Source organism: Aeromonas sp. QDB62 (assembly GCF_027705695.1).
Lineage (GTDB): Bacteria > Pseudomonadota > Gammaproteobacteria > Enterobacterales > Aeromonadaceae > Aeromonas > Aeromonas allosaccharophila.
Genome location: NZ_JAPDCD010000002.1, coordinates 49,585 through 71,799 on the forward strand (window position 1 = coordinate 49,585; position 22,215 = coordinate 71,799).

Annotated in this window: 22 protein-coding genes; 10 read left to right on the plus strand and 12 right to left on the minus strand. The window is 59.9% G+C overall.

Features of this window, described 5'->3' with window-relative positions; all coding sequences use genetic code 11:
• The first annotated feature begins 79 nt into the window (after positions 1 to 79).
• Both OKC27_RS01275 and OKC27_RS01280 read left to right on the plus strand, forming a co-directional pair.
• Positions 80 to 1,870 carry an AMP-dependent synthetase/ligase gene (locus OKC27_RS01275; protein WP_182938792.1) on the plus strand — a complete coding sequence of 597 codons (1,791 nt, stop codon included), beginning with the start codon at positions 80 to 82 and terminating at the stop codon, positions 1,868 to 1,870.
• A 155-nt stretch (positions 1,871 to 2,025) separates the two neighbouring features.
• Complete coding sequence (locus tag OKC27_RS01280) at positions 2,026 to 2,748, plus strand: lipopolysaccharide kinase InaA family protein (RefSeq protein ID WP_182938791.1); 723 nt, start codon at positions 2,026 to 2,028, stop codon at positions 2,746 to 2,748.
• Positions 2,749 to 2,793: 45 nt separating this feature from the next.
• On the opposite strand, the gene gshA is transcribed toward OKC27_RS01280, so the two are convergent.
• The 4 genes from gshA to OKC27_RS01300 all read right to left on the minus strand — a co-directional run bounded on the left by gshA (position 2,794) and on the right by OKC27_RS01300 (position 8,706).
• On the minus strand, positions 2,794 to 4,392 hold the full coding sequence (gene gshA, locus OKC27_RS01285; RefSeq protein WP_182938790.1) for a glutamate--cysteine ligase: 1,599 nt from the start codon (positions 4,390 to 4,392) through the stop codon (positions 2,794 to 2,796).
• A 61-nt stretch (positions 4,393 to 4,453) separates the two neighbouring features.
• Positions 4,454 to 7,267 carry a M16 family metallopeptidase gene (locus OKC27_RS01290; protein ID WP_182938789.1) on the minus strand — a complete coding sequence of 938 codons (2,814 nt, stop codon included), beginning with the start codon at positions 7,265 to 7,267 and terminating at the stop codon, positions 4,454 to 4,456.
• A 27-nt stretch (positions 7,268 to 7,294) separates the two neighbouring features.
• Entirely contained in the window at positions 7,295 to 7,732 is a 438-nt protein-coding gene (locus OKC27_RS01295; protein ID WP_182938788.1) for a YqaA family protein, read from the minus strand.
• Positions 7,729 to 8,706: an NADP-dependent oxidoreductase gene (locus OKC27_RS01300; protein WP_270692746.1), complete on the minus strand. Its 978-nt coding sequence runs from the start codon at positions 8,704 to 8,706 to the stop codon at positions 7,729 to 7,731. Before OKC27_RS01300 ends, OKC27_RS01295 begins: the two co-directional genes overlap by 4 nt.
• 56 nt (positions 8,707 to 8,762) lie before the next feature.
• Here OKC27_RS01300 and OKC27_RS01305 point away from each other — a divergent pair, with 56 nt between their 5' ends.
• Positions 8,763 to 8,930, plus strand: a complete 168-nt coding sequence (locus OKC27_RS01305; RefSeq protein WP_005308905.1) for a hypothetical protein — start codon at positions 8,763 to 8,765, stop codon at positions 8,928 to 8,930.
• A 54-nt stretch (positions 8,931 to 8,984) separates the two neighbouring features.
• Here the strand turns inward: OKC27_RS01305 and OKC27_RS01310 are convergent, their stop codons facing one another.
• Positions 8,985 to 9,995 (minus strand): Preprotein translocase subunit SecY, encoded by a 1,011-nt coding sequence (locus OKC27_RS01310; RefSeq protein WP_182938786.1) that lies wholly within the window; start codon positions 9,993 to 9,995, stop codon positions 8,985 to 8,987.
• 255 nt (positions 9,996 to 10,250) lie between these two features.
• Between OKC27_RS01310 and OKC27_RS01315 the strand changes: the two genes are divergently transcribed.
• Complete coding sequence (locus OKC27_RS01315) at positions 10,251 to 10,547, plus strand: hypothetical protein (RefSeq protein WP_111807709.1); 297 nt, start codon at positions 10,251 to 10,253, stop codon at positions 10,545 to 10,547.
• Positions 10,548 to 10,584: 37 nt separating this feature from the next.
• On the opposite strand, the gene OKC27_RS01320 is transcribed toward OKC27_RS01315, so the two are convergent.
• The 4 genes from OKC27_RS01320 to rpsF all read right to left on the minus strand — a co-directional run bounded on the left by OKC27_RS01320 (position 10,585) and on the right by rpsF (position 12,573).
• Positions 10,585 to 11,328, minus strand: a complete 744-nt coding sequence (locus OKC27_RS01320) for a ferredoxin--NADP reductase (protein ID WP_182938785.1) — start codon at positions 11,326 to 11,328, stop codon at positions 10,585 to 10,587.
• 101 nt (positions 11,329 to 11,429) lie between these two features.
• The gene (gene rplI / locus OKC27_RS01325; RefSeq protein WP_042063007.1) at positions 11,430 to 11,876 is read right to left on the minus strand and encodes a 50S ribosomal protein L9; all 447 of its coding nucleotides are present in this window, start codon (positions 11,874 to 11,876) and stop codon (positions 11,430 to 11,432) included.
• A gap of 49 nt (positions 11,877 to 11,925) precedes the next feature.
• Positions 11,926 to 12,156 carry a 30S ribosomal protein S18 gene (gene rpsR, locus OKC27_RS01330; protein ID WP_005313392.1) on the minus strand — a complete coding sequence of 77 codons (231 nt, stop codon included), beginning with the start codon at positions 12,154 to 12,156 and terminating at the stop codon, positions 11,926 to 11,928.
• Between the two features lie 30 nt (positions 12,157 to 12,186).
• Positions 12,187 to 12,573 (minus strand): 30S ribosomal protein S6, encoded by a 387-nt coding sequence (gene rpsF, locus OKC27_RS01335; protein ID WP_033135470.1) that lies wholly within the window; start codon positions 12,571 to 12,573, stop codon positions 12,187 to 12,189.
• Between the two features lie 237 nt (positions 12,574 to 12,810).
• Here rpsF and OKC27_RS01340 point away from each other — a divergent pair, with 237 nt between their 5' ends.
• The 3 genes from OKC27_RS01340 (at position 12,811) to OKC27_RS01350 (ending at position 15,600) form a co-directional block, all read left to right on the plus strand.
• Positions 12,811 to 14,034, plus strand: a complete 1,224-nt coding sequence (locus OKC27_RS01340) for an Nramp family divalent metal transporter (RefSeq protein WP_270805867.1) — start codon at positions 12,811 to 12,813, stop codon at positions 14,032 to 14,034.
• 109 nt (positions 14,035 to 14,143) lie between these two features.
• The gene (locus OKC27_RS01345) at positions 14,144 to 15,004 is read left to right on the plus strand and encodes a hypothetical protein (RefSeq protein ID WP_270805868.1); all 861 of its coding nucleotides are present in this window, start codon (positions 14,144 to 14,146) and stop codon (positions 15,002 to 15,004) included.
• A gap of 152 nt (positions 15,005 to 15,156) precedes the next feature.
• Positions 15,157 to 15,600, plus strand: a complete 444-nt coding sequence (locus OKC27_RS01350) for a PACE efflux transporter (RefSeq protein WP_139406857.1) — start codon at positions 15,157 to 15,159, stop codon at positions 15,598 to 15,600.
• A 142-nt stretch (positions 15,601 to 15,742) separates the two neighbouring features.
• Here the strand turns inward: OKC27_RS01350 and OKC27_RS01355 are convergent, their stop codons facing one another.
• The gene (locus OKC27_RS01355) at positions 15,743 to 16,015 is read right to left on the minus strand and encodes an HU family DNA-binding protein (RefSeq protein WP_033135475.1); all 273 of its coding nucleotides are present in this window, start codon (positions 16,013 to 16,015) and stop codon (positions 15,743 to 15,745) included.
• A 330-nt stretch (positions 16,016 to 16,345) separates the two neighbouring features.
• Here OKC27_RS01355 and OKC27_RS01360 point away from each other — a divergent pair, with 330 nt between their 5' ends.
• Together OKC27_RS01360 and OKC27_RS01365 are read left to right on the plus strand one after the other, a co-directional pair.
• Positions 16,346 to 16,828, plus strand: coding sequence for an Rsd/AlgQ family anti-sigma factor (locus OKC27_RS01360; RefSeq protein ID WP_042063003.1), 483 nt, complete (start codon positions 16,346 to 16,348; stop codon positions 16,826 to 16,828).
• Positions 16,829 to 16,928: 100 nt separating this feature from the next.
• Entirely contained in the window at positions 16,929 to 17,309 is a 381-nt protein-coding gene (locus OKC27_RS01365) for a PilZ domain-containing protein (RefSeq protein WP_042063002.1), read from the plus strand.
• A gap of 79 nt (positions 17,310 to 17,388) precedes the next feature.
• Here the strand turns inward: OKC27_RS01365 and radA are convergent, their stop codons facing one another.
• Entirely contained in the window at positions 17,389 to 18,756 is a 1,368-nt protein-coding gene (gene radA, locus OKC27_RS01370; protein WP_005340481.1) for a DNA repair protein RadA, read from the minus strand.
• 100 nt (positions 18,757 to 18,856) lie between these two features.
• Between radA and OKC27_RS01375 the strand changes: the two genes are divergently transcribed.
• A complete protein-coding gene (locus OKC27_RS01375; RefSeq protein ID WP_182938782.1) occupies positions 18,857 to 21,235 on the plus strand; it encodes a PilZ domain-containing protein in 2,379 nt (792 codons plus the stop codon).
• Between the two features lie 54 nt (positions 21,236 to 21,289).
• Here OKC27_RS01375 and OKC27_RS01380 read toward each other — a convergent pair whose 3' ends face one another.
• Positions 21,290 to 22,195 (minus strand): alpha/beta fold hydrolase, encoded by a 906-nt coding sequence (locus tag OKC27_RS01380; RefSeq protein ID WP_182938781.1) that lies wholly within the window; start codon positions 22,193 to 22,195, stop codon positions 21,290 to 21,292.
• Between the last annotated feature and the right edge of the window lie 20 nt (positions 22,196 to 22,215).

The following is a 22,215-nucleotide window of genomic DNA, read 5'->3' on the forward strand; positions in this document are numbered from 1 at the left end:
GTAATGTTGGAGTTTAAACTCTAGCCCGATTTTTAGTGCCCTCGCGGGCGTACAACTGTAATTAAAGGATGTTTGACTGATGCCGAAGCTTCATCTGGTTCGACTGATGCGTGAACGTATTGCCCAGCTTGGCAACAAGGCTGCCCTGCGGGTTCAGCAAGATGGCCAGTGGCGCGCCATCGGCTGGCGTACTCTGGGCCAGGCCATGGACTACTGCGCCCAGGCGCTGATCCGTGCCGGCCACCAGCCAACCGAAATGGTCGGCATCTACGCCCGCAACATGCCGGAGTGGACCCAGGCCGATCTCGGCATCCTTGCCGCCCGCGGCGTCAGTGTCCCAATCTACCCCACCAGCACCCTCGAACAGCTGCGCTATATCGTGCGCGATGCCAACATCGGCCTGCTGTTCGTCGGTGAACAGCCCCAGTTCGATCAGGCGCTCAACTTGTTAAAGGATGGCGAAATCCGCCAGATCGTCGCCCTCGATGGCAACGTTAATCTGCACGGCTGCCCGCAAGCGAGCCACTTTCAGGAGTTTCTGGTCTCCGGCAACCATCAGCCCAGCGAACAGGTGCTACGGGAGCGCGAGAGTCAGTACCGGATGGACGACCTGCTGACCCTGATCTACACCTCCGGCACCACCGGCGAACCCAAGGGGGTGATGCTCGATTTTGCCAACGTTGCCGCCTGTTTCGAGATGCACAACAGCCGCCTCGACCTCAATCCGCAGGATGTGTCGCTCTGCATGCTGCCGCTCAGCCATGTGTTCGAGCGGGTCTGGAGTTTCTACGTGCTCTACTGCGGTGGTGAAAACGTCTATATCCGCGACCCGCAGAAAGTGATGGATGTGATTGGCGAAGTACAACCGACCGTGATGTGCGCCGTGCCGCGCCTCTACGAGAAGGCCTACGCCATGATCCAGGCCAAGGTGGCTCAGGCGCCGGCCCTGCGTCGCGCCCTGTTTGGCTGGGCGACCAAGGTAGGCAAGCAGATGGTTGCTACCCGTCAGGCGGGCAAATCCGCCTCCCCGCAACTCTATGCCCAGCTCTGGCTGGCGGAGCGACTGGTGTTTCGCAAGCTGCGTGCCCGCTTTGGCGGCCGTACCCGCTTCCTGCCGGTGGCAGGCGCCCGTCTGGCCGATGATGTAAACCTCTTCTTCCAGGCGATGGGGCTCAATCTCAAGTACGGCTACGGCATGACCGAAACCACAGCCACCGTCTGCTGCTATGAAGACAGCCAGTTCAAGCTCGGCTCCATCGGCACAGCACTGAACGGCATCGAAGTGAAGCTGGGTGAGAACAACGAATTGCTGGTGCGCTCCCCCACCGTGATGCGCGGCTACTACAACAAACCGGACGCCACTGCCGAGGTGATGACCGAAGATGGCTTCCTGCGTACCGGCGATGCCGGTGAGCTCGATAGCCAGGGCAATATCTACTTCACCGAGCGCCTCAAGGAGCTGATGAAGACCTCCAACGGCAAATATGTGGCCCCGCAACTGGTGGAAGGGACCATCGGCAAGGATCGCTTTATCGAGCAGATCGCCATCGTCGCCGATGCCCGCCACTTCGTCTCGGCACTGATCGTCCCCTGCTTCGAGTCGCTGGAAGAGTACGCCCGCTCCATCAACCTGCAATACCAGTGCAAGAGCGAGCTGCTGCGCAACTCCCGGGTGAAGGAGTTCTTCGAAGCACGCATCGCTGACTTGCAAAAAGAGCTGGCCAAGTTCGAGCAGGTGAAGAAGTTCACCCTGCTGCCGAGCGCCTTCTCCATGGAGCTGGGTGAACTCACCCCCACCATGAAGCTGCGCCGCAAGATCATCGAGGCCAAGTACCAGAGCGAAATCGAGGCCATGTATAACCACGTCTGATATCGCCTCTACGTCCTCCCCAAGAAAGCCGTCCCCTCCCGGGACGGCTTTTTTGTTGCTCATTCAGCCTCGGTCAGCAAGGGGGGCATAAAGTGGTTCAGATATTCATCATCCCCTATGGATGAGATTCATCCCCCCATTTGACACCCGATGCCATGACGCTGACCACTCTCGACTTGCACGGCAAGAAACACTATTACCTGCTGCTCCACGACGAGCTCGGACTGGATCACTGGGCCCTGCAACAGAGCGAGCTGACCCGCAGGCTGGAGTCCATTGCCAGCAGCCAATTCTGGCTACATCCCGCCAGCAACAGCCTGTGCAAGATAGTGCCAGACAAGTACCCGCGCTGGAGCCTTGGCTGGTGGCGTCGGGATCTGCTCGGCAAGCGTCTGGTGGGTCATATCGATGCCCTGCGCGAGTGGCAGAGCAATCGCCGTCTGCGCAAAGCCGGGCTACAGGTGGTTCCCTGCAAGGCCGCCGGGATCGCCCTCAATCCACTCAATCCCCATGCCTCTTTTCTGGCAGTGCACTACCTGGCGGAGCACTGCTCCGGCGAACACTACTTCAAACAGGCAGGGGAGAACGATCGCCTGGCCCTGCTGCATCGGCTCGCCCAGGATCTCTATCACCTGGCCAAGCACGGCTACTATCATCGGGATCTTCATCTGGGCAACCTGATGCTATCCCCTGCCGGCAATATCGTCTGGATCGATACCCATGTGCGCCGCCTGCCCAGCAATCTGGAGCGGCTGCGTCAGACATTTTTAGACTCAATAGAGCCAAACAAACTGTTCGGGCAGTTCTACCGGGATTATCTGCTGACCCAACTACGTCATCTGGCTGGTTTGCCTCAGCCGCAATCCATAACGCCTTAACCAATAAAAAAGCCGCTCATCGAGCGGCTTCTGGTTTATTTGATATCAGGCTGTGGTGGTACTGGTACCGAAGTAGTCGGCCAGGAAGTCATCGAACGACAGGCTGTCGCTGCGCTCGCGCTCCCGCTGCTTGGCCAGCGAATCCTTCGCCTCACCGGCAAAGTAGGCCTCATCCCAGTACTGCAGCTCCCCTGCAAGCAGCTCCTCGCGATAACGGGTCGCCAGCTTGTCGCCGTAGCAGCCATTGTCCTTGCCGCTCTCCAGCAGCTCCTTGAGCATGCGGGCGGAGTAGGTGAGCTCGGGGTCGAGCAGCTTCTCCCGGTGCATCGCCAGCGTCTCGCGGTAGCGGTTGCGGCCGCAGCAGCGATCCAGCAGCTCGGCTACCTGAGCCAGCTCGTCGAACAGCTTGAGACCGTACTCTTTGAGGCCAATGGCATTGCCCTGCTCATCTTCAAGCATCAGGCCGGGACGACGCCCTTCCAGCACCACCTTGTTCTGGTTGCGGCGGTTGCGGGCAATCTCCTCGTCACTCAGCACCGGAGAGGGGCGCAGCAGGCACCAGACCAGGAACAGGTCGAAGAAGCGAATCTGATCCGCATCGATACCGAGCGGGGTGAAGGGGTTGACGTCCACGGTGCGCAGCTCGATGTATTCGATGCCGCGCTGATCCAGCGCATCCGAGGGCTTCTCGCCGCTGCGCGGGGTGCGCTTGGGGCGGATCGGGGCGTACAGCTCGTTCTCCAGCTGCAGCACGTTGTCGTTGAGCTGACGGTACTCGCCATTCACCTTGACCCCGATCTTGGCGAACTCGGGGTCATGGGTATTGATGGCACGGCGCAGGCTACTGACATAAGCCGGCAGGCTGTCGTGGCTGATCTTGAGCCCCGCCTGGGAACTGTTGGTGTAACCGAGATCAGAGAGACGCAGCGCGGTGGCGTAAGGCAGATAGAGGGTGCCCTTGCCGGTCTTCTCGAACGGCAGGTTGCTCTTGCGCCCTTTGAGGAAGGATTCGCAGATGGCCGGGGAGGCACCAAACAGATAGGGCACCAGCCAGCCGAAGCGGTAGACGTTGCGAATAAGCCCCATGTACTTGTCGGAGATAAAGCGCTGGCTGCAGCAGCCGACGCACTCCAGATCCTGCCACTCGCACCAGAAGCTATCGGGCATGGAGAAGTTGAAGTGCACCCCGGCGATCACCTGCATCAGGCTGCCATAGCGGTTCTTCAAGCCCTGCCGGTAGAGGGTCTTCATCTTGCCGATGTTAGAGCTGCCGTACTGGGCCAGCCGGATGCTCTCTTCCCCGCCGACGAAGCAGGGCATGGAGAGCGGCCAAATCCGCTCGTTACCCAGATGCTGAATCACATGGTGATGGATGTCGCCGAGCTGATCCATCAGACTGTCGATGGAGTCGGTGGCCGGGGTAATGAACTCCAGCAGGCTCTCCGAGTAGTCGGTGGTGATATTGGGATGGGTCAGGGCCGAGCCCAGCGCCCGGGGATGGTCACTCTGGGCAAGTCGGCCATCCGGCGTGATGCGCAGGCATTCACGTTCGATCCCGCGCCGGATCCCCTTGAGCGCGGTGCGGCGCTCCGGTGATCCCAACGCATTCAGCAACTCGGTGAGCGACAAGCTTGTTGTAGTCATATTCACGGCTCATGTGAGGCCGCCCCATCCGGCGCGGCTCTTGATTTTTATAAAGCGTCAGTTACGGCAACTGCAGCGGATAGATGGGAAGATGAAGCTCCTGCAGGGGTTTTTCAAGCTTTTGCTTGTCTCCCACCACCACGATCACCATGTCGGCCGGATTGAGCCAACGGGCGGCACTGGCCTTCAGCGCCTCGGGCGACACCGTCTTGATCAGGTTGCTCTGGGCCTGCACATAGTCCGGCTTCAGATCATACATCACCATCTGCAACAGGAAGCCTGCCTTCTGGCCTAGGGTCTCGTAGGAGAGGGCATCCTGCTGGGAGACCGCACTGCGCATATAGGCCAGCTCGACCGGGGTCGGACCGCTCTTGCGGTAGGTGTCCATCTCCTTGAGGAACTGACGGATGGCATCGACGGTCGCATCGGCCCGCACATTGGCGCCGGTGGCGAAGGTACCCACCTCGCGGTTGGCGGAGAAACCGGAGCTGGCGCCGTAGGTGTAGCCCTTCTCTTCCCGCAGGTTGAGATTGATGCGGCTGTTGAAGTTACCACCCAGGTTGAAGTTCATCAGCCCGGCGGTGAAGTAATCCCCCGTGGTATCGAACGGCATGGCACGACGACCGATGCGGATCACCGACTGGGGCGCCCCCGGCTTGTCGACCAGATAGATGCCCGGCTTGGCCTGCTCACCCTTGAGCTTGAGATCCCCCAGGGTCGGCGTGGCCCCCTTCCACTCGGTCAGGAAGCCCAGTTGCTCCTCGATCTGCTTCTGGCCCACATCACCGACCACTACCACTTTGGCATTGGTGGGGTTGTAGTAGGCCTGATAGAAGTGCTTCACATCCGCCAGCGTCAGCTTGGCCACATCGGCCGGCACCCCGTCGGAAGGCTGACCGAGGCGGTTCTGCTTACCGTAGACCAGCTCGCGGAACGCCTGCCCGGCCAGCCACTCGGGCTGTTGCTGCGCTTGTTGCATCCCTTGCAGCAGCTGCGCCTTGACCCGCTCGAAGTCCGCCTCCCGCATGCCCGGGCGCTCCAGCACCTCGCGCACCAGCGCCAGCGTCTGGGGCAACTTGTCCGCCAGAGAGCTGACGGTGATCAGGTTGTTGTACTGGGCGCTGGAGACATCGATGGAAGAGCCCAGCTTTTGCAGCTCGTCGCTGAGCTGAGCCTCGGTCAGGCGCACCGTGCCCTGCCCCATCATGGCGGCAGTCAGATTGGCCAGCCCAAGCTGCCCCTTATCTTCGGCACGAATGCCGCCCGGCAGGGCGATCATGATGGAGACGGCGGGGATCTCGTCACTCTTGGTGCCGATAATCTCGATGTTCTTGTCGAGCTTGCCGTGCCAGATGGCGGGCACCTTGACGCTCACCGCCTCGCTTGCCTTGGGCTGCACGCTGCGATCGAAATTGTCTTTCACCGGTCGTTCGGCCAGCGCCTCGTCATGCTTGCTGTAATCCGGCAGCTCACGCTTGGCGGGGGTAAAGTTCGGGGTAGCGACCTGCCACTCTGTCTTGCCCTTGGGCACCACGCTCAGCACCACCGCCGGTTTGCCCGCGATGAACTGGTCGTAAGCGGCCTTCACCTGCTCCGGGGTCACCTTGCCGATGGCATCGAGAGTCTTGAATACATAGTTGGGATCCTGAGTAAACACCTGACCCATGGCGAGCTGGCTCACCTTGCCGGAGACGCTATCCAGACCCCAGATGGCGGAGGCACGGTACTTGGCGATCGCCTTCTCCAGATCTTCCGGCTTGAGACCGCGCTGGGCGAACTCGCCGATCACCTTGTCCACCTCCCCCTTGAGGGTCTTGAGGCTGCCGTCCTGCGACGGATTGGGGTAGGCGTAGACGGTCAGGGTACAGGCCAGCTCTTCACAGTAGTGGGACGCCCCCACATCGATCGCCTTGCCGGTTTTCACCAGCGACTGGTAGAGCATGGAGCTGGCCGAGCCGCCGAGCACGTCGGCAAACATGTCGAGCGCCGGCTCCTGCGGATCGCCAAGAGAGACGGTGGGGTAACTGATATAGAGCAACGGCAGGTGTACCTTGTCCTGCAGCGTCACATAACGGGTCTCGGGCAGGGTCACCGGCTTGGGAGCAGGCTCAGCCACATCCGGGCCGCGCGGGATAGAGCCGAAGTACTGCTCAATCCACGCGAGGGCCTGCTTGCTGTCAAAGTCGCCGCCCAGTGTCAGGGTGGCGTTGTTGGGGCCATACCAGCGCAGGAAGAACTGCTTGAGGTCGTTCACATCGACCCGGTCGAGATCTTCCACGTAACCGATGGGCTGCCAGGAGTAGGGGTGAGTGCGCGGATAGAGCGCCTCCCCCACTTTCTCGCTCACCAGCCCGTATGGCTGGTTATCGACCCGCTGGGCCCGCTCGTTCTTGACGGTGGCGCGCTGGATCTCGAACTTCTTCTGGCTCACAGCATCGAGCAGGAAGCCCATCCGATCCGCCTCCAGCCAGAGCACTTTTTCCAGCTGGTTGGCAGGCACAGTCTCGTAGTAGTTGGTGCGGTCCTTGTTGGTGGTGCCGTTCATGTCACCACCGGCCTCGTTGATGATCCGCATATGCTCCTGATCACCGACGTGTTTCGAGCCCTGGAACATCATGTGCTCGAAGAAGTGGGCGAAGCCGGACTTGCCGACCGTCTCGCGGGATGAGCCGACGTGATAGGTCACATCGAGGTGCACCAGCGGATCGGAGCGATCGGGGGCCAGGATCACGGTCAGGCCGTTGTCCAGCTTGTACATCTGGTAGGGGATGGCGAGCTTGCCCTCCTCCTTGCCCTGTTCGGCGATCAGGGTCGGTGCCGCCAGCACCGGCAGGGTGAAGCCCAGCAGAATCGTTAAAGGTATGACTTTGTTCACGGTAACCTCGTGAGTGACAAAAACAGGCTAGAAAATGTGACTGGCCAGCAGAAAAACCAGGGCATAACGGAACAATTTGCCGAGCCCGATCAGGATAAGAGAGCGCCAGAAGGAGAAGCGCAGCCAACCGGCCAACAGACAGAGACCATCACCGACCACCGGCGTCCAGGCAAGCAGCAGACACCAGTGACCATGTTGTTTGAGCCAGCCTAAGGCTTTTTGTTCCCCACGGCCTTGAAAATCTTCCGGTTTCTTCTTGAAGGTGGCGAGCCAGCCGAGCCACCAGGTGGTCATGGAGCCGAGGGTATTGCCCAGCGTCGCCCACAGCAGCAGGCTCGCCATGCTCCACTCCCCCTTGGCCGCCATGGCCCCCAGCAGCACTTCGGAGCTGCCGGGCAGCAGGGTGGCGGAGGTGAAGGCGCTCAGAAACAGCCACCCCAGACCCATCTCGGTAATGCCATTCATCCGGGCAGGCCGTCGGCCGCAGGCATCCGCAGCAACAGCTTGCCACGCACATGGCCCCCTTCGATGGCCTGATGGGCCAGCGCACCCTCAGCCAGAGCGAACTCACCGGCGAGGGTGACCTTCACCTCCCCCTGACGCAGCAGCATCAACATCTGACCCAGCTGCTTCTGATCGGGGTGAACCAGCATGCCGACCACCTCGATACCCGCCGCAGCACCCGCATCCTTGATCAGCTGGGCGGTAATAGTGGGCACCGTCACCAGACGGCCACCCGGCTTGACGCAGGCGAGCGCCGCCTTGCCGCTCTCGCCGCCCACCAGATCCAGCACCAGATCGACCTGACCGGCCTCTGCCACCACCCGTGCTGGCCAGTTTGCGTCGTGGTAGTCCACCATCCAGCGCGCCCCCAGAGCGTGCAGGAAGCCATGGTTGTCCGGGCTTGCGGTAGCCACCACCTCGGCGCCATAGGCGCTGGCAAACTGCACCGCCAGATGGCCGACACCACCGGCACCGGCGAGGATCAACACCCGCTGGCCGCTCTGGAGGGCCCCGTGCTCAAACAGCCCCTGCCAGGCGGTGAGACCGGCCAAGGGCAACGCAGCCCCCTGCTGGAGGCTCACCCCGTCGAGTTTGACCAGCTCGCTCTCGCTTGCCACCACAGACTCCCCGTAGCCACCGGCGCTCAGGGGAAACCCAACCATGCCGCACACCTGATCACCTTCGACCAGCGAGGTCACGCCGGGGCCCACCTTCTCCACCACGCCGGAGACGTCATAACCCGGCGTCCAGGGCAGCTTGTCCTTGTTCTGGGCCGCCGCCCAGCCAAGGCCTGCACGGGTTTTGGCATCGATGGGATTGACCCCGGCAAAGCAGATGCGCACCCGCACTTCGCCATCGGCTGGCACCTTATCGAGGGAAGGGTTGAGCTTGAGTACCGAGGGGTCACCGAATGCGGTAATCTGTAGTTGCGTCATTGCACAATCCATCCTGTTGATTGATCAAGGGTCAACAGAATAACAGCGAGGACACCATGGCTCGAATGTTTCTTATTCCTCTGTTGCTGGCACTGGGGTGGTGGGCGTTTCTGCTCTACTTCCGCATCCCGCTCAAACAGGGGGCCAAGGGGTTTTACTGGATCATCGGTATCGGTGGCGGACTGGCCGCCTTCCTCAGCCTGATGATGGTGCTGACTCACTGAGTGCTACCGCCGCTTTATAACGACAAAGGCCACCGCATTCCGGTGGCCTTCTCATTACCCGGGTTGCTGCTCCAGCGCCGGATTGAGGTAGTAGTGGCGATTACTCCCCTGCCCCAGTACCCCTTGCGACAGCAGATGGTGGAACACCCGATCCACCTCCTCCAGCGAGAGTGACAGCGCCTGCGCCACCGAGCGCTTGCTGCACTTGAGCTCACCGCTCACCAGCGCACCGTGAACCTGCGCCAGCACTTCGGGAGCGGGCTCGGGGGGTATCATCGGCTCGTGCTGAGCCGCCATCGCCAGCGCTTCCTGCGCAGCAAGGCGGGCTTGCTCTTGCTGCCAGCGCCACATCCGGCGAAAGCGGTTCTCCTCGCCGATCAAGCTGACGAAGAAGGCGCCAAACACGTCGAGCAGCACCGAGAGGAAGCAGACCAACAGGAACTGCACCTGACTGATGCTCATCCCCACCCCGTCCGCCAGACTGCTCATCAGCCCCAGCATGGAGGATTGTTCGTTGACCGGCTTGGCATCGCGCTGCTGGCGCAGCTCATCCTGCTGCAAGCGCAGCTTGGTGTTGGCGTGCTGCAACGAGGAGACACCGCTAGAGATGCGCTCCAGCTCGATATATTTGCGGGCCGCCTCTTCGTTGAGCTGGATCTGCCGCTCGATGCTGGCGATCTGCTCGTCGAAACGGGCAAGCTCCCGCTCGTGGCGTGCCTGCTGGCTCAATACCGTGTTGGTGGCACTGTTGATGCCACCGATACTGCCGCCAATGGAGATGGCCGCCAGCACGCTGTAGAACAGCAGAGACCAGAAAGCGCCGCCCAGATCCCGCCGCGCCTTGCGCTCACCGTACTCGTACCAGACGTAAAACTTGCCCAGTTCGAAGATGATGGCCAGCCCGCCAAACAGCCACTTCATCAGCGGATTGTCATCGATGGAGAGGAACAGCAGCAGGGAGAAGATGATGGAGGCCAGAATGGCCAACCCGGTGAAACTGTATACCGTCGTCAGAGCAAACCACCCCTTGGGGTAGCGCAGCGCGGAGGAGTCCTGTGTGGTCATGATGAAGGGGTGTGCTGTGCAGGAAAAGTTGGCTGCCGATTATAGTCGTCGAGCCCGCGTAGAGAAGGGCAAATGACTGAATTCCTTCAGATTGACAACCAGCTGCCCAGAGTGCGACCAAAACGGACAAATCGGCAGCAGAAACGCGATACAATCCCCTCCTGACTTAATCGAATGGTGAGATGCACTACGGTTCCGCTCGGGTTCAGCCCCGATCAGTAGACTCATCCACCGTTGCAATTATCCGAGGCCATCATGAACAGTAAGACCACTTTGCTACTCTCCCTTCTTCTGATTACCGGCAGCGCCGCTGCGACACAGCAATATCAAGAGAGCAGTGGCTCCGAATTCTCCGTCGATGAGCTTAAATTCAATCTGGACTGGGATGACAAGCAGTTCGGCTGGACCCAGAACGACTGCCTCGATCTGGGGATCGGCGAAACCGCTCCGGCCGACTGCAAGGCGGTCAAATTCAATCTGGAAGATGAAGAGAACCGCAATCAGCCACCCAGCACCAACCAGCTCTCCGCCCCTCAGGGTAATAACCAGTAATGGTCAGGGGCCAATCGTGGCCCCGACTCCACGACTATTACCAGTAGTTCTCCGCACTGATATTACCCGGCGCCCGCCGCAGATTCTTGGCCAACCCCAGCGCCAGCAAGGTCTGCTGGGTCTCTTTCACCATCTCCGGGTTGCCACAGATCAGCACCTGGCTCAGCTCGGGTGAAAATTCCAGCCCCACTCGCGCCTGCAACCGACCTTCGGCGATGGCAGCCGGGATCCGCCCTGCCATCGCCTCGGGCCACGGCTCACGGCTGACAAAGGGAACATAACAAAAGCGTTCGCTATATTGCCCGGCAAAGCTGGCGATAAGTGGCTGATAACTTAGCTCTTCGCCTTTGCGCACCCCGTGCACCAGCACCAGATTCTCGAAACGGTTAAACACCTCGCCATCGGCCAGCATGGAGAGGAACGGACCGATGGCCGTACCGGTCGAGAGCAGCCAGAGATCGCGCCCGGCGGGCACCTCATCGAGCGTCAGGAAGCCGGTCGCCTGGGATTGCACCAGCAGGGTATCACCGGCTTGTAGTGAGCCGAGCGAGGGGGTCAGTTCACCACTGGGGATCTCGACCAGATAGAACTCGTGGTATGGCGCAGAGGGAGGATTGACGAAGGAGTAAGCGCGCTGAATGCGGCGATCGCCCTGCTCGAGGGCCAGCTTGGTGAATTGACCTGCCTTGTAGGGGGCCAGATCGGCCGCTACGCGCAGGGAAAACAGGGTGGGTGTCCATTCGATGCGTTCGATGACGCGACCTTCGACCCAGGCTGCCATAAGGATCTCCTCCAGTGGAACAGACCTTCACTCTACCCCCGGACCCCAAAATAAAAAACCCGCGCAAAAGCGCGGGTTTTTTCTGCAAAAGCGAATCGCTATTACAGGGCAACAACCTGGATCTGTACGGTTGCTTTAACGTCAGCGTGCAGCTGAACGGCAACTTCGTACTCACCGGTGTTACGCAGAACGTTGCCCATACGGACTTCGCTCTTGGCAACAGCAACACCAGCAGCAGTGATGGCTTCAGCCACGTCACGGGTACCGATGGAACCGAACAGCTTGCCTTCGTCGCCAGATTTGGAGGCGATAACAACGGCAGCCAGTTCGGCCAGCTTGGCAGCGCGCTCTTCAGCGGCAGCTTTGCCGGCAGCCAGTTTGGCTTCCAGTTCAGCACGGCGAGCATCGAAAGATTCGATGTTAGCCTTGGTAGCCATAACAGCTTTGCCTTGCGGGATCAGATAGTTACGGGCGTAGCCAGCTTTAACAGCGACTTGATCACCCAGACCGCCCAGTTTGGCGATTTTGTCGAGCAGGATAACTTGCATTACCTTTCCTCTAGAGAAGTTGAGTTAGGCTTAAGTGCCGGACCGATTCTTACTTGTTGTGCAGATCGGTGTACGGCAGCAGAGCCAGGTAACGAGCACGCTTGATGGCGCGTGCCAGCTGACGCTGATACTTGGCGCGGGTACCGGTGATACGGCTCGGTACGATCTTGCCAGATTCAGTGACGTAGTTTTTCAGAGTAACGATATCTTTGTAGTCGATCTCGGTAACGTTCTCGGCGGTGAAGCGGCAGAACTTACGACGACGGAAATAACGTGCCATGGCCTTTATCCTCTATTCAGTGATCCAGAATTACTCTTCGGAAGCAGCTTCGGTAGCTTCTTCACGGCGCTCGTCGTCACGACGGACAAAACGCTCTTCCTTGGCCTTGGCCATCGGAGAAACTTCAGTCACAGCGTGCTTGGTGCGCATGATCATGTTGCGGATAACGGCATCGTTGAAGCGGAAGTTGGTTTCCAGCTCATCGATAACGGCTTGCTCTGCTTCTACGTTCATCAGAACGTAGTGGGCTTTGTGCAGTTTGTCGATCGGGTAAGCCAGCTGACGACGGCCCCAATCTTCCAGGCGATGAATGGTGCCACCGGAGGTGGTGATAGCGCCGGTGTAACGCTCGATCATGCCGGGTACTTGCTCGCTCTGGTCCGGATGAACCATGAAGACGATTTCGTAATGACGCATTTTAGCTCCTTACGGATTAATTCAGCCTCCGCCCAGGTGCAGCCAGACCTCGGAGGCAAGGAACATAAAGGTGTTTAGTCGCTGCTTTTCTAGGGCGGCGTATTGTACAAAATCACATCCTTCACTGCAACTGACTGCCTCAAATGTTTTTCCCGATGGAAATGATACAAAAGACCAATTGATAATGGTTATCATTTAGATCTATTCTCTCTCCATATCCTTATGGAGGGTGATGCCATGCAACCCGCACTGACAACAACGATCCCGGCCCGCAAATTCAAACTGACCCTGCTCGGGCCTGCCTTTATCGCCGCCATCGGTTACATCGATCCGGGCAACTTCGCCACCAATATCCAGGCGGGCTCTACCTTCGGCTACCAGCTGCTGTGGGTGGTGGTGTGGGCCAACCTGATGGCCATGGTGGTGCAGACCCTCTCGGCCAAGCTCGGCATCGTCACCGGCAAGAATCTGGCGGAGCACATTCGCGACCGACTGCCTAAACCGGCGGTGTGGGCCTACTGGGTGCAGGCAGAGATCATCGCCATGGCCACCGATCTCGCCGAATTTATCGGCGCCGCGGTCGGCTTCAAGCTGCTGCTTGGTGTCACCCTGCTGGAAGGAGCCTGCATCACCGCCGTGGTGACCTGGGGGATCCTGATGTTGCAATCCCGCGGCCAGAAACCGCTGGAGTTCGTAGTCGGTGGCCTGCTGCTGTTTGTCGCGGCAGCCTACATCGTCGAACTGATCTTCTCCCGCCCCCATCTGCCCAGCCTGCTGGAGGGCGCCCTCTTCCCCGGCCTGCCCAACAGCGATGCCGTCTATCTGGCCGCCGGGGTGCTCGGTGCCACCGTGATGCCCCACGTCATCTACCTGCACTCGGCGCTGACCCAGCACACGCAGGATCAGGGCTCGGTCAGCCAGCGGCTGCACACCACCCGGGTCGATGTGGCGATCGCCATGACCATCGCCGGCTTCGTCAATCTGGCGATGATGGCGATGGCGGCCGCCGCATTCCACAGCTCTGGCCACCAGCAGGTGGCGGAGCTGGAATCTGCCTACCAGACCCTCACCCCGCTGCTGGGTCAGGCGGCTGCCACCCTGTTTGGCCTCTCTCTGGTCGCCTCCGGCATCAGCTCTACTGTGGTGGGCACCCTGGCCGGGCAAGTGGTGATGCAGGGCTTTGTCCGCTTTACCATCCCACTCTGGCTGCGTCGCGCCATCACCATGGCTCCCGCCTTCGTAGTGATCGCCATGGGGCTCAACACCACCGAAATTCTGGTGCTGAGTCAGGTGGTCCTGAGCTTTGGTATCGCACTGGCCCTCATTCCGCTGTTGATGCTGACCGGCGATCGGGCGCTGATGGGGGAACATCGCAACCACCCCGTCACCCAGGCGATAGGCCGCCTTATCGTCGCGCTGGTGATCGGCCTCAACGCCTACCTGCTGGTTGCCATGATCTAGCAAACCGTCAAGCAACAGAGGGGCTCATTAACGCTGGTTAATGAGCCCCTTCGCACTTTGGCGTATGCTGCCGCTTTCTCTTCTCATTTCTCGTTGCGGGAGCCTTGCCATGGAACATACTCGATCCAGCTTCGTGCTGGGCCATCATCAGGAGCAGGCCAGCGTGGTCTGCTGCCAGCGCGGTGATACCACGCTGCTGGTCACCGACCTCACCCCCTTTCATCCCCAGAGCCATCTCTGGCCCGATCAGCCGGGGGATGTGGGCCATGTTCGCTGGGAAGGGGGCGAAGCCGCGATTGGCCCTTGCCGGATGGGAGCCATCAGCCCGGATGGCGAGCTGTTCGTCGATACTGCCATTCCAGTCAAACGAGGGGCTGAAGGGTGGCGTTTCGTGGTGGTGCATCCGCTGACCGGTGACCACGCACTGGCCGTCGGCAGCCAGGTCGAGTTGCAAGTGGATAGCACCACCCGCCACGCCCTGAGTCTGGGCCACAGTGGCTGCCATCTGGCCGCGCTGGCGCTCAATCGGGTACTTATCCCCTACTGGTGCAAGGAGGTAAGCGAGCGTGATGCGCTGGGTCAGCCCGACTTCGACCGCCTTGCCATCCAGAGTTCACGGGTCGAGCCCATGGGCTCACGCGAGCAATACCGCATCGGCAAAAGTCTGCGCAAAAAGGGAGTCAACAGCGAAGCGCTGCTGGCGGATCTGGCGCTGATTGAAGAGCAGGTCAATCAACAACTGGCCGACTGGATCGCAGCCGGGGGCGAGATCCGCCGCAGCCGCGCTGGCGAGGCGATCATCGATTCCCGCTACTGGCACTGCACGCTGGAAGGTCAGGAGGTGACCATCCCCTGTGGCGGTACCCATGTTGCCTCGCTCGCCGAGTTGGGAGAGGTCAAGGTACAGCTCACTCAGGTGGAAGAGGGCTTTGCCATGCTGACCCATGTCACGCCAACCGGCGCCTGTTGACCACCAGGGGTCAGCGCCCAGAGTTGGCAATAGAGACGTATCGCAAAGAGGGGGCATCATCATGCCCCCTCAACGCCAGCCCTGACGAGCCGGGGTGCTTCTCTTTTAACCACTCCCTGATTAGAATGCGCCTCCCACAGGAGGCACATCACATGAGTAGTACCCAACTGCGCACCACCCCGGATCGACTTCGTTATCTGGTTCTCTACGAAGGCATCGGGCTGGCGCTGGTCGCACCGCTGATCAGCCAGCTGTTTGGTCAGGGCGTCGCCGAGGTCGGTTCGCTGGCCATCTTCTTCTCCATCGTCGCCACCGCCTGGACCTACGGCTGGAACCTGTTGTTCGACAAGGGGTTGCTCAAACTTTGCGGGCGCGCCAACAAGCGACCACTCGACCGCTTCCTGCACGCTTTTGGCTACGAGGCGAGCTTTATGATGCTCTCCCTCCCCTGTGTCATGTTCTGGCTCGATCTGGGGCTGTGGGACGCCCTGATGCTGGATCTCGGCTTCGTCGCCTTCTACCTCGTCTACATCATGCTCTTTACCTGGGCCTATGAACGGATCTGGCCGCTGCCATCCAGCCCGCAGACGGCATGAATCCTCAGCCACAACAAGGCTGACAGAAGGAACTGGCACAGCAGGAAAAGTCAGGAAGCACTAACCGGAAGGATGTGAGAACCCCATAAAAACAATGCCAGTCAGCAAGCTGACTGGCATTGGACAAAACAGACTTTCGGACTTACTTGACGGCGTCTTTCAGAGCCTTGCCAGCCACGAATGAAGGCACGTTGGCAGCAGCAATCTGGATCTCGTTACCAGTTTGCGGGTTACGACCGGTGCGGCCTGCGCGGTGGGTGACCTTGAAGGTGCCAAAACCGACCAGTTGCACAGCATCGCCTTCTTTCAAGCTCTGGGTAATACCATTGATGATCTCTTCCAGAGCCACTTTGGCCTGAGCTTTGCTCAGATCTGCTTTGGCGGCAATCGCATCGACAAGTTGAGCTTTGTTCATAACATTTCCTTTATGATCGGGCATTTAGCGCTGGGTCACTCTATGCAAAAAAAAACGCACAGGCAAAGCCTTTATCGAGCCGAACGCGTCAAACGCTGGGGTTTTCATCAAGATCTGCGGAAATAGTCACATTCCACACCAGAAAAACTGCGGACCGGCCTGAAAGCTGCAGGCATGGGGAAACGATAGAGAGCCTATTTCTTCGTCACTTAACAATATCCCGGCATGGCTATTGACGCTTGGTCAGATTTTCCCTAGTTATAGGTAATGTCACTGCTCAAACGGCTCGGAAGCCCATCAAACGCCCAGCCTTTGCCCCACGGAGGGATTATGTTGACGAAACTGGAACAGACCAAACAGGCGCTGGCTGGCAAGCATAAGGCTATCGATGACTGGCTGGATGCAAGGCAAGCGTTGCTGGTCGAGTATATGCGGCTGGCAGGCCTCACCCCGGCCCGCACCAAGCAACGCAACCTGCCAAAAACGGAAGAGCTGCAGCACTTTTGCGAAAAGCTGGTCGACTATGTCAGCGCCGGTCATTTCGAGATCTACCACCATGTGGTCACCGCCTTCGAGCAAGCCAGCGGCGAAACGCTGGAGCTGGCCAAGCGAATCTATCCCCACATTCGTACCAGCACCGAATTCGCTCTCGAGTTCAACGACAAATACAGCGATGCCGACGAGGCCCAACTGCTGCTGCTGGATGACGATCTCAACGAGCTGGGTCCGGTACTGGAGGAGCGCTTCAAACAGGAAGATCGTCTGGTCAAGGCGCTCCATGTGGTGGAATCCTTGACTACCCAGCAAGCCTGAACGCCATTTTCGGAGCAAGTTCAAGATACTGGCAACCAAGGTGGATTACACTCAGAGCAATGACCCTAGCGTCCACACTTATTGCATACAGGAGATGAGCATGTCTGAGCGCCGCCGTTTTGCACGGATCCTCTACTTGACCATGGCAGAACTAACTCAGGGGGAACAGAAGTGGCAGACTCAGCTGGTCGATGTCTCCTTGCAGGGAGCCCTGTTGATCCGCCCCGACGACTGGGAGAGTCGTGACAACAAAGAGTACCAGCTCAGCTTTGTGCTCAGCGGTAGCGATATCGAAATCAAGATGCAGGTCGAGCTGACCCACGAGGCCAGCAAGAAGCTGGGTTTCTATTGCCACCACATCGACATCGACAGCGCCACCCACCTCAAGCGGATGATCGAGCTCAACGTCGGCGACGAAGAGCTGCTCCACCGCGAGCTGGAACAACTGCTGAGCGAGCATCTGGAGCATAGCCAGCCCTGATGGCAGGTTCCACCCCGTAAAAAGAGCGCCGAGGCGCTCTTTTTTGCTGTTCTGTTGTCTCAATTACAATGCGGGACGATTACAGCGCCTCGAGAGCCTCGGACAGCTTCTTGACCGGCACCACTTCCATCCCTTCGATGGGGTGCTTGGGGGCATTGGCGTGCGGCACGATGGCGCGACGGAAACCGTGCTTGGCTGCCTCCTGCAACCGCTCCTGACCAGACGGCACCGGACGAATCTCACCGGAAAGGCCCACTTCGCCGAACACCACCAGATCCTTAGGCAGTGCCTGATCCCGGAAACTGGAGACCATCGCCAGCAGCAGCGCCAGATCCGCACTGGTCTCCTCGACCTTGACCCCGCCGACCACGTTGATGAAGACATCCTGATCCGCCATCTGCAGCCCACCGTGACGATGCAGCACCGCCAGCAGCATAGCGAGCCGGTTATGATCCATGCCCACCGCCACTCGGCGCGGGTTGGAGAGCTGGGAGTAGTCCACCAGCGCCTGCAACTCCACCAGCAGCGGCCGGGTGCCCTCCCAGATCACCATGACGATGGATCCGGGTGCCTGCTCCTGACCCCGACTGAGGAAGATGGCGGAGGGGTTGCTCACCTCGCGCATCCCCTGCTCGGTCATGGCAAAGACCCCCAGCTCGTTGACCGCGCCGAAGCGGTTCTTGTGGGAGCGCAGGGTCCGAAAACGGGAGTCATGGCCACCATCGAGCAGCACCGAGCAGTCGATGCAGTGCTCCAGCACCTTGGGGCCGGCCAGACTGCCATCCTTGGTCACGTGACCCACCATGAAGATGGCCACATGATTCTGTTTGGCGTAGCGGGTCAGCAGCGCCGCCGCTTCACGCACCTGTGAGACCGAACCGGGGGATGATTGCACATCCGCCACATGCATCACCTGAATGGAGTCGATCACCATGATCTGCGGCTGCTCCTGCTGGGCAATCAGGCAGATCTGCTCGACGCTGGTCTCGGAGAGCATCCGCAGCTTGTCGGTGGGCAGCCCGAGGCGGTTGGCCCGCATCGCCACCTGCTGGAGCGACTCCTCGCCGGTGACATAGAGGGTTTTCATCCGCTCGGCCAGACCACACATGGTCTGCAGCAGCAGGGTCGACTTGCCCGCCCCCGGGTTGCCGCCGATCAGAATCGCCGAACCGGGCACCACGCCACCGCCAAGCACCCGATCCAGCTCCTTGAAACCTGAGGTAAAACGGGGGATTTCGGTGGTGGCGATCTCTGCCAATGTTTGTACCTGACTGCCGACCGCGCCGGCATAACCGGTGTATCGGGCACTCTTGCCAGCGGGGCTCACCGACCCGAGACGCACCTCGGTGATGGTATTCCACTCCTTGCATTCGCTGCATTGACCTTGCCAGCGTGTGAAGTCGGCACCACATTCGGAACAAACATAAGCAGTTTTATTTTTGGCCATTGATAACTCGGGGACAGGATGAATTCCTGCTTGATATACTTGTTTGCGACCGACAGATCAAACCCAGAATCGGAAAAGTGACTTTCCGTGGCAGGAACACATGGATTCAGAACACCAGCAACATCTGATTGAACAACTCGTCCCCTTGTTGCGGGAGAAAGATTTCGACGAGATCTTCAACCGCATGACCCAGGAGGAAAATAGCAACAGCCGTTTTCTGATCAAGATGGAGCTCAAGCGCAAGTGCTCACCCTGCCGCAGGGTCATCGACATGCGCGATGAGCTGGGGGATGAGTGCCTGGTGCATGAATTCGACGGCATCACCCACTTCATGCCCGCCGAGGCGATCGGCCTGTTTCAGTCCCAATGCTATCTCTACCGCGATATCTATACTCTCGGTGTCTACGAGGCGCTGCAACAGTGGCAAAAACAGCACCATAACGCCCGCGTGGATGGTCAGCTATCTCCCCCTGCCAGCCCCTTCCGGCAATATGACGTCAATACCATCGCCTTTGCCAGCTACTACGGCCGCCGTCAGGAGCGGATGCACTTCAGCTCGCCGGTGCTGATCAAGTTTCAGGACGGTGAGAAGCTGTTCGCCAAGAGTTCTGACCTATCACTTGGAGGCATGCGGGTCTCGGTCCCCTATATGCCCAACTACCACACCGGCGCCCAGGTGGAGGTCTTCTTTACCGGGCTGGAGCGGGACACCCCCAATCCGGTGCTGCACCAACCGGTCGGCTACCAGATACTCGGTGAAGAGAGCAAAGAGGGGAAATATTGGCTAAGACTGGTGCGATCGGGCGAGCAGCCCGCCTTCGATGCCTTCCTCAGCGACTTTATCGAGGCCAACAAGATCCGCTATCGGGTCAGCGTTGACTACCTGCTCTCCGCCGCCATCATCAAGGGCTATGAGCAATTCTACCTGCCGCGGATGACCGGCATGCCGCTCTTCTTCGGCACCGGCGACAGCCCCAACCTCGAGATAGCCCTGCGTACCGAGAACAACCAGCACCTGCTGGAGTATTGGCGCGACGAAAAGAACCGCGATGCCCTCGCGGGCCTCTTCAATGCCGAGCGGATGAAACGGCTCTGCCCGGCCCCCGGCACCACCACCGAGGTCATCATCTACTGCTTTACCCACACTGTGCGCAGCCATATCTACTTCTTCTCCGCGACCGCCGAGGAGCTGCGCCAGAGTGGCCTTACAGCCCTCTTTTTCCAGGTGGGCTCGCGCCGCCCCAGCTGGCGCGTCTACAAATTTTCGCTGGAGGCGTGTGATTTGGTCGAGGCGGATGTGGGCCAACTACAGGGGCAGGACAACCCGCAGTTGCAAGATATCCTGCTGCTCGAGCGGCTCAAGCAGATCGGCTATTGCGGCCTGCTGCAGGAGATCGGCCTGGAGTCCCAGCGCGAGGAGTTTCATCAGGAGGGGGTCAATCACAATGCCAACGAGCTGCAGCGCTTTGGCCACGAGCAGGGCGTCGCCCCGTTCGAGCTCGAAACCCTGCACTATGTCCAGTTGCGCAAGGAGCTGCGCTACATCCACAAGACGGCGGTCGCCATCCACCACAATGGCAAATCCTGGATCGGCTGGACCCGCGACATCTCGACTCACGGCCTGCAAATCGAGCTGGAAGAGGCCTTCATCGGCGAGAAGAACGATGTGGTGACCATCGCCCTGCCCCGTTTGCAGGAGCTCTCCAAGAGCATGGATCTGCAGCACCTCTCCTACCGGCTGGTCAGCCTCAACATGACCCGTACCGTGCTGCACCTCTGCATCGAAGGGGATTCGGATCGCCATACCGGCCGCCAATTCTTCAGCCTGCTGATCGAGAGCAACCAGAACAAGCTCAAGGCGGCGCAGGAGCAGCGCCGCTATCGGGGGCTGGCGCGGGCACTGCGCAACATCTACACCCATCACCTGTTCAACTCGCCGGTCTACGTCAACAAGCTGAAAGGGGCGCCCAAACCGGCCTCCATCGGCAAGTCGCTGCAACCGCGCAGTCTGCAGCGGCTGCTGCAAGCCTGTGCCGAGCTGCCGGAGCAGGAGAACCTCTACCCGCTGTTTCAGGGGGAACTGCTCAAGGAGCTGCTGATGAACCCGCTGCGCGCCATCGAGCGGGAGGACAAACCGAGAGAAGACGAGGTCTACATCGCCAGCATCCAGACCAAGGCGGGCCTGCCCATCTTCAACAGCCGGCTGGCCAGCAGCTTTGTCAGCAGCAAGGAGAAACGTCAGTTCATCGAACTGGCACAACAACAGGGAGAGTTTTACTCGGTACTGGTCGGCATCTCCCGCACCGGGCGGCCCGACACCAACTTCATCGCCAACGAGCTGGACTACATAGCCAAGTTCGCCATCCACAAGGCCAAGAAGCTGGAAGAGGAGCTGTGGAGCGTGGTGGGTGTCGGCGAGCTGACCGATACCACCCGGGCCACCCTGTTCCGCTTTGGCATCACGCCGCCGCTGAGCTGAAGATCTCGGAGCATACCCAAATGACGCAGGGCGCACGATGCGCCCTGTTTTTTGTCATGCCGCCTGCGGATTGAGCAGCCAGTCAAGGATCTGGGGGAAGTGATCCTCCTGCGCCTGCGGGGCGGTCAGCATGTTGATGTGGTCATAATCGAGGCGGTTACCATTGTCCCTGCCAAGGCGAGTGTGGCGGGTGACCGAGCCCATCTCGGCGCTGAAACGGCGCACATCGGTCGGGTGACCCAGCACCTTGTCCGCTTTGGCCGAAATCATCCAGAGCGGCGGCCAGTTGACCCGTGCTGCCGCCTCGTCATAGGCAAAACCGTCGTAGGGATCCTGCCAGGGGCCACACTTGACCCAGGGGATGGTCTCCTGCAGATAGCGCAGCGGCTCGTCGTCCGCCCCGATCTTCAGATTGCGAGCCGCCAGAAAACCGCGGCGGCGGGCCAGCCAGGGGGCCAACCGATTCCAGATCAGATCCACCTTCAGCCAGCGCTCGGGATTGTGCACCGACACTCCGCGCTTGGTGCCAAAAAACAGCAGACTGGCCACCTGCTCCGCCAGCTCGGGAAAGCGCACCAGAGTCGAGGCCATGATGACACCGCCCCAGGAGTGGGCCACCCAGTGCACCTTGAAGCCGTGATGGCGCGCGGCAATCCAGCGGTGCAGGGCGGGCAGATCCTCGGTGATCAGTTCGTGCTGACCGTGCTCCGCCTGCTCGGCGATGGCCGGGGTGCTGAGCCCCCGCCCCCGCAAATCAGCCACATAGACCTGATAGCCGTGGCGGGCCAGAAAACAGGCCAGCCCCTTGCCCGATTCAGTGTAGAAGATCCGGCCGTTCTCGATGGCGCCGTGCACCATCAGGATCGGCTCGCCATGCACGGCGACCCGGGGTTTGATGTGGCGAACATGCAGTTGATGGGCGCCACAGGGGATAAATAGAGACTGCTGCAACAATTCCATTTTTATGGGTTTCCTCCTTG